Origin of the sequence: Kitasatospora sp. NPDC059088, from assembly GCF_042738155.1 — a bacterium.
Taxonomy (GTDB): Bacteria; Actinomycetota; Actinomycetes; order Streptomycetales; family Streptomycetaceae; genus Kitasatospora.
The window spans coordinates 1-12,533 of sequence record NZ_JBHYGR010000028.1 but is presented as its reverse complement, the minus strand read 5'-3'; the positions used below and the strand labels follow the sequence as shown (position 1 = coordinate 12,533).

The following is a 12,533-nucleotide window of genomic DNA, read 5'->3' as shown; positions in this document are numbered from 1 at the left end:
CCCTCCTATGCCCGGCCCCCCCCCGCGCCGGCCGGAGCCCGGCCACCCCCCGGGGCGGGTCAATGTCATTTTCTCCGGGGCCCCCCCCCGGCCCCGGGGGGGGGGGCCGCCCCCCCCCCGCGGCTCACCGGGCGCCCGGTCGTATTCCGGAATTCGTGCACGGAACGATGATCCGCGCGCCGGGATCGGCTCCTAGCAGTTGCCGACCTTCACGGCTCGCCAGGGCATTCCGCACGGGTCCTGGGTCGGCCCCTGCGGGCGGACGAATCCCCACAGGGTGCCGTTCTCGCACTTCTGGACCTGGGAGAGGTCCAGGCAGGCGTTGGGGTCGAAGGTCATCGCGCTCGCCTGCGGGGCGTTGACGGTGTTGACGCCCAGCAGCGGGATGGCCATGGCGGCCCCGCCGATGAGCAGGGAGACGGCCTTCGACTTCTTCGACTTCATGAATTGCTGCCTTTCCGTTCGTGCATGAACAGCCGAAAGGCATCGCCCCCCGGCCGGTCGAGAATGGCACGGGCAATTCGGCGAGATCAACAGGGTTCACAGTGGGGCAAGGGTGGGCAAAACGGACATGTGTCCGTGCACTAACTACGGAGCGAAGCGGGCTCGCCGTGGGCGGTGACGCTCCGTCATGTTGTAAATCTCATGGTTTACCGGAGAAGGGGTCAGTCGGTACGCGGACGACGGCGGGCGGCGTAGGCCCGCCAGGCGCCGACCAGGCTGCCGAGCACCAGCAGGGCGATCACCCCGGCCGAGACCAGGAAGGCCGCCGAGCCGGGCTGGTCCGCGCTGGCGGCGGCCGTCACGTAGACGGCGGTGGTCGGGACCACGCCGATCGCGGTGGCGAGCAGGAAGGGGAGGAAGCGGACCCCGGAGAAGGCGGCGCCGTAGTTCCCGGCCTGGAAGGGCAGGCCGGGGAGCAGCCGCAGCACCAGGACGCTGCGGAAGCCCTGGTCGGTGAAGCGCTGGTCGAGGGCGCCCAGCACCTTGCCGCGCAGGTACGGCCTGAGCGCCTCCCGGCCCAGGCCCCGGCCGAGGCCGAAGGCCAGGGCCGCGCCCAGGGTGGTGCCGAGGACGGCGAGCAGCACGCCCTGCTGGATGCCGAGCAGCAGGCCGGCCACGGCGTTCAGCGCGGGGCGCGGGACGAAGGCGAGCGTGCCGACGGCGTAGACCAGGGCGAACAGCGGGGCGAACCAGTAGCCGGGCAGCCGGTCCGCCAGGCCGCCGGAGAGCAGGTCCGTCGGGCTCCACAGCAGCAGCGACCCGGCGCACGCCCCCAGCAGGACCACCAGCAGGCCGAACCGCCACCAGGGCGAGCGGCCCGGGGCCCGTTCGGTGGTCTCCGCGGCCTCTGCGGCCTCGGCGGGTTCGACCGCTTCGGCGGGAGCGGCCGGAGCGGCGGAGTCGGCGGGCGTGGTCAGGGCTGCGGGCACGGGCCGAGCCTAGCCGGTCCCCGCCACGGGCCGGTCCGGGGTGCGCGGGGCGGTCCGCCGGTGGATCGGCCCGCCGGGGGCGTACCACCCCGCCTTCTTCCGGACGGCCGGGCTGCGGTCCCCGGTGCGGGCGGCCGTCAGGGCGTCGGCGGCGCGGGCGTCGGTGTGGACGAACTTGCCGACCAGCTCGGCGGCCCGCGACCGGACCCGGGGGTCCGGGTCGTCGGCGAGGTGGCGGAGGGCGGGTTCGAGGACCAGGCCCGCGCCCGGTGCGCAGGCGTCGTCCTTGCAGCGGTCGCAGGCCAGGGCGTGGAACGCGGCGATCCTGACCTCGGGGTCCGGGTCGTCGGCCATGGTGATCAGCCGGCCCATGGAGTCGGTGTCGACGAGGTGGTCCAGGAGCCGGCAGCAGCCCTCCCGGACGGCCGCGCGGTCGTCGGCCAGGCCGGCCCGGATGGCTTCGAGCGCGTCCGCCCCGCGCCGGAGCAGCTCCCGGTACGCGGCCACGGTGCGTTGTGGGTCGCCCAGGCAGGCGACCAGGGCTTCGTTGTCAGTTCTGACGAATCCGAGCACGGCCCCAGTGTCGGCCCGCAACGCCCGCCCGGGCAAAGGGATTTCGCCCCGGGGAGCGGGTCGGTGGGGTGGCGGCGCGGCGTCCGGGCCGTCGCGCCCGGCGCGGGAATCCCCGTCAGATCGTCGAGAGGTTCTTTCCGGAGGCGTTCTCCGGCGGCAGCCCGGTCACGTTCTCCCCGGCGGAGTTCGGTTCGGCCCGGCGCAGGGCGCCGGCGCTCAGCAGGAGGGCGAGGGCGAGCAGGGTGACCAGGCCGAAGGAGACGGTCAGGGAGGTGGCCTGGGCGAGGGCGCCGATGACGGCGGGGGCGATCAGGCCGGAGGTGTAGGTGACGGTGGCGACGCCCGCGATGGCCTGGCTGGGGTTGCTGCCGATCCGGCCGGCGGCCGCGAAGGCCAGCGGGACGATCACCGCGACGCCGATGCCGATCAGGGCGAAGCCCGGGACGGCCAGCGCCGGGGTGTCGGCGGCCACCACCAGGACGCCGCCCAGGGTGGCGACGGCCCCGCTCAGGCGGCTGGTGCGGACGGCGCCGAGGCGGCGGACCACCGCGTCGCCGGCCAGGCGGCTGACCGCCATGGTGAACGCGAAGGCGGTGTACGAGGCGGCGGCCACGGTGGCCGAGGCGCCGGTGACGTCCTTGAGGTAGACGCCGCTCCAGTCCATCGAGGCGCCCTCGCCGAACACCGCGCAGAAGCCGACCAGGCCGATCACCAGCGAGCTGCGCGGCGGCAGGGCGAAGCGCGGCGGGGCCTCGGAATCCGCGGGGGAGCGGAGGTCGGGCAGTCCGCGGCAGACCGGCTGGGCGAGGGCGAGCAGCACGAGGGCGGTGACGGCCAGCTGGAGCCGGGCGTCCAGGGCGAGGTGGGCGGCCAGGATGCCGAAGCCGGAGGCCACCAGGCCGCCCGCGCTCCACATCCCGTGCAGTCCGGACATGACCGAACGGCCGAGGCGCTGCTCGATCTCCACGCCCTGGGCGTTCATCGCGACGTCCGCCGTGCCGGCCGTGGCGCCGTACACCAGCAGTACCGCGCACAGGGCGGGCAGCGAGGGGGCGAGCGCGGGCAGGGTGAGGGCCAGGCACCAGAGCGAGAGCAGTCCGCGGACCGCCGCCCGGCCGCCGTAGCGGTGGACGACGCGCCCGGCCAGCGGCATCGCGAGGGAGGAGCCGATGGCGGGCATCACCAGGGCGAGGCCGAGCTGCCCGGGGGAGAGGTCCAGGCGGTCCAGGATCCACGGGATGCGGGTGACGAAGGTGCCGCCGACGGCGCCGTGCACCCCGAAGACCAGCGCGATGCTCCGGCGGGCGCGGCGTGGTTCGGAGAGTGGTTCGAGACTGGTGGCGGTCATGCTGCGGTTCCCTCCCGGTCCTGGTGGTCGATAAACTATCAGGAAGGGACCCTGATAGAAACACTCTGGAAGGATGATCCGCCATGACCACCGTGCGTACGGCCACGCCGAGCACCGCCCGGGCCATCAACGACCGGCTGGCGCTCAACCTCCTGCTCGAACAGGGCCCCCTGACCGCGACCGAGCTGCGCGACCTCACCGGCCTCTCCCGGCCGACCGTCGCCGACCTGCTCGACCGCCTCCAGCGCACCGGCCTGGTCGCCGTCGTCGGCGAACGCGGCGAACAGCGGCGCGGCCCCAATGCGAGGCTCTACGCGCTGGTCGCCTCCCGCGCCCACATCGCCGCCTTCGACGTCCGCGAGGGCGGCGTCAGCCTGGTCGTCGCCGACCTCGCCGGGCGCACCCTCGGCACCGCCGAGATCCCCGTCGAGGCCGACGGGCCCCAGGACACCGCCGCGGCGATCGTCCGCACCCTGCGGGAGACCGCGCGCGGCGCCGGCGTCGAGCGGCTGCACACCGTCGCCGTCGGCGCCCCCGGCCTGGTCGACCCCGCCACCGGCCGGCTGCACAGCACCGGCCAGCTCCCCCGCTGGCATGCCGAACTCCTCGCCGCGCTGCGGGAGTTGCCCGACACCGAGGTGATCCTGGAGAACGAGGTCAACCTGGCCGGCCGGGCCGAGTACCGGGTCGGCGCCGCCCGCGACCGCGACACCTTCGTGCTGATGTGGCTCGGCCACAGCGTCGGCGCCGCCGTCATCCTCGACGGGCGGCTGCGCCGCGGCTTCTCCGGCGGCACCGGCGAGATCTGCTTCCTGCCCGTCCCCGGCGCCACCGGACTGCCCAGCGCCGACAGCTGCGAGGGCGGCTTCCACGGCCTGGTCGGCAGCGCCGCCCTGTGCGCGCTGGCCCGCGCCCACGGGCTGCCCGTCGGCCCGGCCGACGACGCGGCCGCCGCCGAAGCCGTCGTGCGCGCCGCCCTGGCCGGCGGGGACGCGGGTGCGGCCTTCCTGGACGAGCTGGCCGAACGGATCGCGCTCGGCGCGGCCAGCGTCTGCGTGGTGCTCGACCCCGGCTGCGTGGTGCTCGGCGGCGAGATCGGCCGGGCCGGCGGCGCCGAACTGGCCCGCCGGGTGGAGCGCTGCCTCGCCCGGCTCTCCCCGCTGCGCACCGAGGTGCGGGCCGGTACGGCGGGCGGCGGCGCCGTCCTCGCCGGGGCGGTGCTCACCGCCGGGGACGCCGTACGGCGGGACCTCTTCGGCGAGCTGTAGGGGGTGTCCTGTGGATCAGGCCGGGACCGCGCTGATCCACAAGACACTTCCTGGGCCTGTTTTCCGTCCGCGTCCCCGGTACGGCAGGATGGCCGCCGGGGGGCGCGAAACCCGCCGGGGGGCGCGTACCCCGTAGCTCGAACCACCGTCAGGAGTCGTACATGGGCCAGCCCGAGGTGCCGGTCAACCCGTACCGGATCGGCGAGGCGGCCGCGCTGCTCGGTGTCAGCGCGGACACCATGCGGCGCTGGGTGGACGCCGGGAGGGTCGCCGCGGTGCGGGACGAGCACGGGCACCGGATCATCCCCGGCGCCGAACTCGCCGCCTTCGCGCGGGAGCTGGCCCGGCCGGAGAACGCCGAGGCCGAGGGGCGCCCCTCCTCGGCGCGCAACCGCTTCCCCGGGATCGTCACCGAGGTGCGGCTCGGCGACGTGGCCGCCCAGGTGGAGGTGCAGGCCGGGCCGTTCCGGGTGGTGTCGCTGATCAGCCGGGACGCGGCGGAGGAGCTGAACCTGGTCCCGGGCGCACCCGCGACTGCCGTCATCAAGTCGACCAATGTGATGATCGAACGGCGCTAGTGCCGGTCTGCTGAACGAGAGGCCCGGATGAACCACCCGAACCTGCCGACCACCCAGGCCGTCGTCCTGGCGATCGAGGCGGTCGCCGCCCGCCACGGCCGCACCGTCCGCGCCCAGCACGACATCGGCAGCGACCGGACCTTCGCCGGGCTGGTCGGCCAGGACGACGAACCGGGCGCCATCCCGCACGAGGCCCTGCTGGAGTTCGACGGCAGCCCGCACACCGCCGTCCGGCTGTTCACCCACGACGAGGCCGCCGTCACCGTGGAGGGGATCGCCTTCGACGTCCCGCGCGACAGCGTCCCGGCCTTCCTGAACTCGGTCTGGTCCGGCCTGGTGCACGTCAAGGTCCGCACCTTCCCGCCGTCCAGCACGCTGATCGTCACCGTTCCCGGGGAGTCCGGCTACCGCGAGGCCCTCGGCGTCCACGACCTCACCCCCTGGCTTTCTGGAAAGATCCGATGAGCATCCCCGCCGCCTCCGCCTCCGCCTCCGCCGCCGCCGTTCCCGCCCCCGCCGACCGCCGCCCGGTCCTCGCCGTCGCCCACCGCGGCGACCCGTACCGCCACCGCGAGAACACCCTGCCCTCGGTGGAGTCCGCGCTCGCCGCCGGCGCCGACGCCGTCGAGGTGGACGTCCAGCTCACCCGCGACCGGGTGCCCGTGCTGCTGCACGACACCACCCTCGAACGCCTCTGGGGCGACCCGCGCTCGATCGGCCGGGTCACCACCGAGCAGCTCGCCGAGCTGCGCCAGGGCGACCTGGCCGTCCCCACCCTCGCCGAGGCGATCAAGGCCGTCGCCGCGGCCGACGGCCCCCGGCTGCTCATCGACCTCGACGAGCCCGGCCCGGCCGCCGCCACCTGGTCCGTCGTCACCGGACAGGGCGCCGAGGACCTGGTCGCCTTCTGCGGGCCCGCCACCGCGATGCTCGCCGTCCGCGCACTCAGCCCCGACGCCGAGATCGCGCTCACCTGGAAGCAGCCGCGGATGCCCGCCCCCGCGCTGCTGCGCGACCTGCGCCCGCGTTTCCTCAACCCGCCGTTCGGCCTGGTCACCCCCGACTTCGTCCGGGCCGCCGCCGACGAGGGGCTCGCCGTCTCCACCTGGACCGCCGACCTGCGCCGCACCATGCGCCGACTGCGCGACACCGGGGCCGCCTCCATCACCACCAACCGGATCTCCGTACTGCGCTCGGTCCTGGACGGCCGCCGGTGACGGTGCCCGGCCCCCGGGTGCTCGGCCCCCGGGCCCTGGGCCGCGCCCTGCTGGCCCGCCAGCACCTGCTCGCCCGCACCGACCGGACACCCGCCGAGGTCGTCCACCACCTCGTCGGACTCCAGGCCCAGGCCGTACCGCAGCCGCCCTACCTCGGGCTGCTCTCCCGGCTCGACGGCTTCACCCCGGACGGGCTGAGCGACCTGCTCGACCGGCGGGCGGCGGTCCGGATCGCGCTCCAGCGCGGCACCATCCACCTGGTCACCGCCCAGGACTGCCTGACCCTGCGCCCGCTGCTCCAGCCCGTCCTCGACCAGGCGCTGCAGACCACCTACGGCCGACGGCTCGCCGGGCTCGACCGGGCCGCGCTCGCCGCCGAGGCCCGCACGCTGGTCGAGCGGGAGCCGCGCACCTTCCAGCAGCTCGGCACGCTGCTGGCCGCCACCCGCCCGGACCGCGACCCGGCCGCGCTGGCCCAGGCCGCGCGCTGCCTGCTGCCGCTGGTCCAGGTGCCGCCGCGCGGGCTGTGGGGGCGCAGCGGCCCGGCCGCCCACACCACTGCCGAGGCCTGGCTCGGCCGCCCGCTGGACCCGGTGCCGTCGCCGTCGCGGGATGAGCCGGACCGGCTGGACGGGCTGGTGCTGCGCTACCTGGCCGCCTTCGGCCCGGCGAGCGCGGCGGACCTGCGGAAGTGGTCCGGCCTCGGCGGCCTCGGCCCGGTGCTGCGGCGGCTCGCGCCGCAGCTGCTCACCTTCCGGGACGAGCGGGACCGGGTGCTGTACGACCTGCCCGGGGCGCCCCGGCCGGACCCGGACGTCCCGGCGCCGGTGCGGCTGGTCGCGCCCTTCGACAACCTGCTGCTCTCGCACGCCGACCGGAGCCGGGTGCTGCCGGAGCGGTACAAGGACCGGGTGATGACCCGGAACGGCCTGGTGCTCGGCACCCTGCTGGTGGACGGGCTGGTCGCCGGGACGTGGCGGTACGCGGGGCCGGCGGAGGGCGTGGTCGTCGAGCCGTTCGTCCGGCTGGCGCGGGCGGACCGCGCGGCGGCGGAGGCCGAGGCGGAGCGGGTGCTGGCCTTCGCGGGCGCGGGCGGTGGCCCGCGTGGAGCGGTGCGGATCGAGGCGGCCGGCGGGGCGTAGAACGGGCGGATCGTCAGATTCTCTGCTGAGCTGGGTCGGGTCCGGACTCGTCGCCGCCGGACCCGATGACGATCCCGGCGGAGGTGGCCGTGTCCGTGGAGCGCCCGTCCGGTGGCCCGCCCGCTGGGCCGTCCGGTGGCCCGCCCGACCACCGCAGGCCGTACCTGATGCTGCCGCCCGCCGTGCGGCAGGCGGCCGCCTGGTCGGTGGCGGTGATCCTGCTGATCACCGTGGGCTCGCTGGTGGTGTTCGCGCTGGTCGAGCTGCGGGCCGCGACCGTGCCGTTCGTCCTGGCGCTGCTGGGGGCCTCGCTGCTGTACCCGGTGGTGCCCTGGATGGTCCGGCGGGGCGTCAGCCGGGGCCTGGCGGCCGGGCTGACCTGCGTGCTGCTGGTCGCGGCGGTGGCCGGGGTGATCGTCCTGCTGGTCAACTCCCTGGTGCACAGCGCCCCGCAGATCGCCGGCTCGCTCCCGGCGGCGGGCCGCCGACTGGCCGAGTGGCTGGGGCCGTTCGGGGCGAAGGTCGAGCACGCGCTGGCCAACGCCAAGGGGGAGACCAACTCGCTGGTCTCGACGCTGACCAACGGCGTGCTGTCCGGCCTCGGCCTGCTCACCCAGTTGATCACCGGCGCGGTGCTGGCCCTGGCCCTGGTGTTCTTCTTCCTGCGGGACGGCCACCGCACCGGCGACAGCATCCGCGCCCACCTGCCCGGGCGCGGCGCCGAGACGGTGGTGGCCTGCGCCGAGCGGGCCTTCGAGGCGATGGCCGGCTTCATGCGCGGCACCACCCTGATCGCCCTGATCGACGCGGGCTTCATCACGGTCGGCCTGCTCGCCCTGGGCGTCCCCGGCGCCCCGGGCCTGGGCGCGCTGGTCTTCATGGGGGCGTACATCCCCTTCGTGGGCGCCTTCCTGTCCGGCACCGTCGCGGTGCTGGTGGCCCTCGCCGACGGCGGCCTGGGCACGGCGCTGTGGGCGCTCGGGGTGGTGCTGACGGTGCAGATGATCGAGGGCAACATCCTCCAGCCGATCATCCAGAGCCGGACGGTCGAGCTGCACCCGGCGACCATCATGGTCGCCGTGGTGGCCGGCTCCGGCATCGCGGGCATCCTCGGCGCCCTGCTGGCGGTGCCGGTCTGCGCGGCGGGGATGGGCGTGATCTCGGTGCTGCGGGGGCTGGGCAGCGATCCGGGGTGAAATCGGTTGCCCGGGGCGGGACGGGCATGCGAGCATCGCTAACGCGACAAGGGTCGCGATAGTTTGAGAGGGGCGCGGGTGGAACTGATCGATGTGGCCGAGGCGGGGGACGGGCCGTACGGGATCACGGTGGGGCCCGACGGCGGGGTGTGGTTCACGCTCATCCGCGCCGGGGAGATCGGGCGGCTGGCGCCGGACGGCTCGGTGCGACGGTTCGGGCTCGGCGCGCCGCGCTGCGCGCCGTCGGTGATCACCGCCGGCCCGGACGGCGCGCTCTGGTACGCCGAGATGAACACCGGCCGGATCGGCCGGATCACGGTGGACGGCGAGGTCTCCTCCTTCGCGCTGTCGGCGATCGGCGTCGGGCCGGGCGGGATCGTCACCGGGCCGGACGGGGCGCTCTGGTTCACCGAGGTGAACGCCGACGTGGTCGGACGGATCACCGTGGACGGGGAGGTGACGGAGTACCCGCTGCCCGTGGAGGGGGCGATGCCGGCGCACATCACCGCCGGGCCGGACGGCGCGCTGTGGTGCGCGCTCAACCAGGCCGACGCGATCGCCCGGGTGAGCACCGACGGCGACGTGACCGTCCACCGGCTGCCCACCGCGGGCACCGCGCCGGTCGGGATCACCGCCGGCGCGGACGGCGCGCTCTGGTACGTCGGGATCGGCGGCGGACTGGTCGGGCGGATCACCGTGGACGGGGAGGTGACGGAGTACCCGCTGGCCGACCGGGGCGCCAGGCCGCACGCGATCACCGCCGGCCCGGACGGGCGGCTCTGGTTCACCGAGTGGGCCGCCGGCCGGATCGGCGTGCTCACCCCCGACGGGCGGCTGGACGGCCACGCCATCCCCGGCCGGGGCGCCGAGCCGCACGGGATCGCCGTCGACCCGGACGGCACGGTGTACGCGGCGCTGGAGCGCGGACAGCTCGCCCGGCTGAGGGGCTGAGGGGCTGAGGGGCTGAGGGGCTGAGGGGCTGAGGGGCTGAGGGGCTGAATCCGCCCGGGTCCCGCCCGGGTCCCGGGCCGGTCCCGGTCGGGAGGTCCCGGCCGCGGCCGGGAACTCGGGCCCAGCGGCCCCGGGCGGGCGGGCCCAACGGCCCTGGGGTGCACGGGGCGTGCGTTCGGATCATGGATCGCCATCCATTCGCACGACGTTCCGAAGGAGCGCGTCCTTGAGCGCCACCCAGGCACAGGGCGACCCGACCCCACCGCCAACGCCCCTGTCGGCAGGGCCGGTTCGGCCCCGCCGACCCGGCTCGGCCGTGGTCAGGCTGCTGACCACCACCGACCACAAGACGATCGGCACCATGTACCTGGTGTCCTCGTTCGCGTTCTTCCTGATCGGCGGCATCCTCGCGCTGGTCATGCGCGCCGAACTCGCCCGGCCCGGAACGCAGATCCTCTCCAACGAGCAGTTCAACCAGGCCTTCACCATGCACGGCTCGGTGATGCTGCTGCTGTTCGCGATGCCGCTGTTCACCGGCTTCGCGAACTGGATCATGCCGCTGCAACTCGGCGCCCCCGACGTGGCGTTCCCGCGCCTGAACATGCTCTCCTACTGGCTGTTCATGTTCGGCTCGCTGATCGCCGCCGCGGGCTTCGCCACCCCGCAGGGGGCCGCCGACTTCGGCTGGTTCCTCTACGCGCCGCTCTCCGACGCCGTCCACTCGCCGGGCGTCGGCTCGGACATGTGGATCATGGGCGTGACGCTGTCCGGCTTCGGCAGCATCTTCGGTGCCGTCAACTTCATCACCACGATCATCTGCATGCGCGCGCCCGGCCTGACCATGTTCCGGATGTCGATCTTCTGCTGGAACGTGCTGCTCACCTCGGTGCTGGTGCTGCTGGTCTTCCCGGTGCTGGCCGCCGCACTGCTCGCGCTGGAGTGCGACCGCAAGTTCGGCTCGCACGTCTTCGACCCGGCCAACGGCGGGGCGATGCTGTGGCAGCACCTGTTCTGGTTCTTCGGGCATCCCGAGGTGTACATCCTGGCGCTGCCCTTCTTCGGGATCGTCTCCGAGGTCATCCCGGTGTTCAGCCGCAAGCCGATGTTCGGCTACTCCGGCCTGATCGCGGCCACCATCGCGATCGCCGGGCTCTCGGTCACGGTGTGGGCGCACCACATGTACGTCACCGGGCAGGTGCTGCTGCCGTTCTTCTCCTTCATGACCTTCCTGATCGCGGTCCCGACCGGTGTGAAGTTCTTCAACTGGGTCGGCACCATGTGGAAGGGCTCGCTGAGCTTCGAGACGCCGATGCTCTGGACGGTCGGCTTCCTGGTCACCTTCCTGTTCGGCGGGCTGACGGGCGTGCTGCTCGCCGCCCCGCCGATCGACTTCCACGTCTCCGACTCGTACTTCGTCGTCGCCCACTTCCACTACACGCTGTTCGGCACGGTGGTGTACGCGATGTTCGCCGGCTTCCACTTCTGGTGGCCGAAGATGACGGGCAAGAAGCTCGACGAGCGGCTCGGCCGGATCACCTTCTGGACGCTCACCGTCGGCTTCCACGCGACCTTCCTGGTCCAGCACTGGCTCGGCGCCGAGGGCATGCCGCGCCGCTACGCCGACTACCTGGCCTCGGACGGGTTCACCACCCTGAACACCGTCTCGACCATCGGGTCGTTCCTGCTCGGCCTGTCGATCCTGCCGTTCCTCTACAACGTCTGGAAGACCGCCAAGTACGGCGAGAAGGTCACCTCGGACGACCCGTGGGGCTGGGGCCGCTCGCTGGAGTGGGCCACCTCCTGCCCGCCGCCCCGGCACAACTTCGTCAAGCTGCCCCGGATCCGCTCCGAATCCCCCGCCTTCGGCCTCCACCACCCGGACATCGCGGCCCGGGACGTCCTGGTGCACAGCGGGAAGCCGGCGACGCACCTGGGCGACGTGGAGCCGGTGAAGTACGACCGGCCGCTGAGCCGGGCGGAACGGGCCCGGGCCTCGTCCCTCGACGGCTGAGGCCCGGTCCACAGGGCACTCCCAGCTCCCCCGAACGCCGTCCCCGCCCGCGTCGCTGCCCCCGGGCGGGCGGTGACGGCTCCTCCTCCCACCCTCCGTCACTCCCCTTGCGACACCGGAAGGCCGGCCATGACCCACACCGTCCTCGCCATCGGCACCGCCGCGCTCACCGCGAGCGGCTGCGTCTGGTACCTGCCCGCCATCGCCGACCTCCAGGCCGGCGCCGACCGGCCCCGCTCCACCCGCACCGCGGCGGCCGCCTGCGTGCTCTGGTGGGCCGCGCTCGCGCTGGCCGGCGGACTGCTGCTCGCCTGGCCCGACTGGCGCCCCGCCGCCCAGGTCGCCCTCGCCGGGCTGGTCGGCGGCACGGTCCTACGGGTGCGGGCGCTGCGGGACCGGCGCGGGGAGCGGCGGGAGACCGCGGCCCACTGGGCGGCGCTCGACGCCGGGCCGGTGCCGCGGGGCGGCCGCCCGTCGGCCGTCGCCCTGGCGGGCTGGCTGCTGGTGGGCACCGCCGTGGCCGTGCCGGCCGCGGTGTCGATCCTGCTCACCGACGGCGGCGGGTCGGCCGCGAAGGCGGCCCTCGCGGCGGTCGGCGGGGCGGGCGTGGCGCTGGCCTTCCTGCTGGTGGGCCTGGGGAACGCCCGGCGGCAGGGCCGCTGAGCGGTCGTCCGCCGGGAGCGCTGAGCGGTCGTCGGGACCGCGCTGCCGACGACGGCGTGCGGGGCCCGGCGGGGGGGGGGGGGGCGGGGCCGCCGGGGGGGGGGGGGTGGGTAAAAAGTTGGGGTGTTGTTTTTTGTGGGGGGGGGGTTTTTG

The 12,533-nt window shown here is 74.7% G+C and carries 13 protein-coding genes; 9 read left to right on the top strand and 4 right to left on the bottom strand.

The features are described 5' to 3' along the window. Positions 1–192: 192 nt before the first annotated feature. From ACFWXO_RS15280 to ACFWXO_RS15265, 4 genes are all read right to left on the bottom strand, one after another. Positions 193–444: a hypothetical protein gene (locus tag ACFWXO_RS15280; protein ID WP_375886557.1), complete on the bottom strand. Its 252-nt coding sequence runs from the start codon at positions 442–444 to the stop codon at positions 193–195. Positions 445–665: 221 nt separating this feature from the next. Continuing rightward, positions 666–1,433 (bottom strand): TVP38/TMEM64 family protein, encoded by a 768-nt coding sequence (locus tag ACFWXO_RS15275; RefSeq protein ID WP_380524397.1) that lies wholly within the window; start codon positions 1,431–1,433, stop codon positions 666–668. A 9-nt stretch (positions 1,434–1,442) separates the two neighbouring features. Then, positions 1,443–2,006: a HEAT repeat domain-containing protein gene (locus tag ACFWXO_RS15270; RefSeq protein ID WP_380402986.1), complete on the bottom strand. Its 564-nt coding sequence runs from the start codon at positions 2,004–2,006 to the stop codon at positions 1,443–1,445. A gap of 115 nt (positions 2,007–2,121) precedes the next feature. After that, a complete protein-coding gene (locus ACFWXO_RS15265; protein ID WP_380524395.1) occupies positions 2,122–3,354 on the bottom strand; it encodes an MFS transporter in 1,233 nt (410 codons plus the stop codon). Between the two features lie 83 nt (positions 3,355–3,437). Between ACFWXO_RS15265 and ACFWXO_RS15260 the strand changes: the two genes are divergently transcribed. From ACFWXO_RS15260 to ACFWXO_RS15220, 9 genes are all read left to right on the top strand, one after another. Beyond that, entirely contained in the window at positions 3,438–4,622 is a 1,185-nt protein-coding gene (locus ACFWXO_RS15260) for an ROK family transcriptional regulator (RefSeq protein ID WP_380524393.1), read from the top strand. 161 nt (positions 4,623–4,783) lie between these two features. After that, positions 4,784–5,200: a molybdopterin-binding protein gene (locus ACFWXO_RS15255; RefSeq protein WP_375886570.1), complete on the top strand. Its 417-nt coding sequence runs from the start codon at positions 4,784–4,786 to the stop codon at positions 5,198–5,200. Between the two features lie 27 nt (positions 5,201–5,227). Next, positions 5,228–5,665 carry a hypothetical protein gene (locus ACFWXO_RS15250; RefSeq protein WP_380524391.1) on the top strand — a complete coding sequence of 146 codons (438 nt, stop codon included), beginning with the start codon at positions 5,228–5,230 and terminating at the stop codon, positions 5,663–5,665. After that, positions 5,662–6,417: a glycerophosphodiester phosphodiesterase gene (locus tag ACFWXO_RS15245; RefSeq protein WP_380524389.1), complete on the top strand. Its 756-nt coding sequence runs from the start codon at positions 5,662–5,664 to the stop codon at positions 6,415–6,417. Before ACFWXO_RS15250 ends, ACFWXO_RS15245 begins: the two co-directional genes overlap by 4 nt. Next, on the top strand, positions 6,414–7,559 hold the full coding sequence (locus ACFWXO_RS15240) for a winged helix DNA-binding domain-containing protein (RefSeq protein ID WP_380524387.1): 1,146 nt from the start codon (positions 6,414–6,416) through the stop codon (positions 7,557–7,559). The genes ACFWXO_RS15245 and ACFWXO_RS15240 overlap by 4 nt, the downstream gene beginning before the upstream one ends. Positions 7,560–7,648: 89 nt before the next feature. After that, entirely contained in the window at positions 7,649–8,755 is a 1,107-nt protein-coding gene (locus ACFWXO_RS15235; protein WP_380524385.1) for an AI-2E family transporter, read from the top strand. A 78-nt stretch (positions 8,756–8,833) separates the two neighbouring features. Then, on the top strand, positions 8,834–9,706 hold the full coding sequence (locus tag ACFWXO_RS15230) for a virginiamycin B lyase (protein ID WP_380524383.1): 873 nt from the start codon (positions 8,834–8,836) through the stop codon (positions 9,704–9,706). Positions 9,707–10,067: 361 nt separating this feature from the next. Continuing rightward, the gene (gene ctaD, locus ACFWXO_RS15225; protein ID WP_380524456.1) at positions 10,068–11,717 is read left to right on the top strand and encodes a cytochrome c oxidase subunit I; all 1,650 of its coding nucleotides are present in this window, start codon (positions 10,068–10,070) and stop codon (positions 11,715–11,717) included. A gap of 129 nt (positions 11,718–11,846) precedes the next feature. Further along, on the top strand, positions 11,847–12,380 hold the full coding sequence (locus ACFWXO_RS15220) for a hypothetical protein (protein WP_380524381.1): 534 nt from the start codon (positions 11,847–11,849) through the stop codon (positions 12,378–12,380). The last annotated feature ends 153 nt before the right edge of the window (positions 12,381–12,533 follow it).

Bases quoted from the DNA above. Each gene is read 5' to 3' on its own strand.
- ACFWXO_RS15255 (WP_375886570.1), top strand. From the start codon at position 4,784: ATGGGCCAGCCCGAGGTGCCGGTCAACCCGTACCGGATCGGCGAGGCG.
- ACFWXO_RS15280 (WP_375886557.1), bottom strand. From the start codon at position 444: ATGAAGTCGAAGAAGTCGAAGGCCGTCTCCCTGCTCATCGGCGGGGCC.
- ACFWXO_RS15260 (WP_380524393.1), top strand. From the start codon at position 3,438: ATGACCACCGTGCGTACGGCCACGCCGAGCACCGCCCGGGCCATCAAC.
- ACFWXO_RS15250 (WP_380524391.1), top strand. From the start codon at position 5,228: ATGAACCACCCGAACCTGCCGACCACCCAGGCCGTCGTCCTGGCGATC.
- ctaD (WP_380524456.1), top strand. From the start codon at position 10,068: ATGTACCTGGTGTCCTCGTTCGCGTTCTTCCTGATCGGCGGCATCCTC.
- ACFWXO_RS15245 (WP_380524389.1), top strand. From the start codon at position 5,662: ATGAGCATCCCCGCCGCCTCCGCCTCCGCCTCCGCCGCCGCCGTTCCC.
- ACFWXO_RS15265 (WP_380524395.1), bottom strand. From the start codon at position 3,354: ATGACCGCCACCAGTCTCGAACCACTCTCCGAACCACGCCGCGCCCGC.
- ACFWXO_RS15220 (WP_380524381.1), top strand. From the start codon at position 11,847: ATGACCCACACCGTCCTCGCCATCGGCACCGCCGCGCTCACCGCGAGC.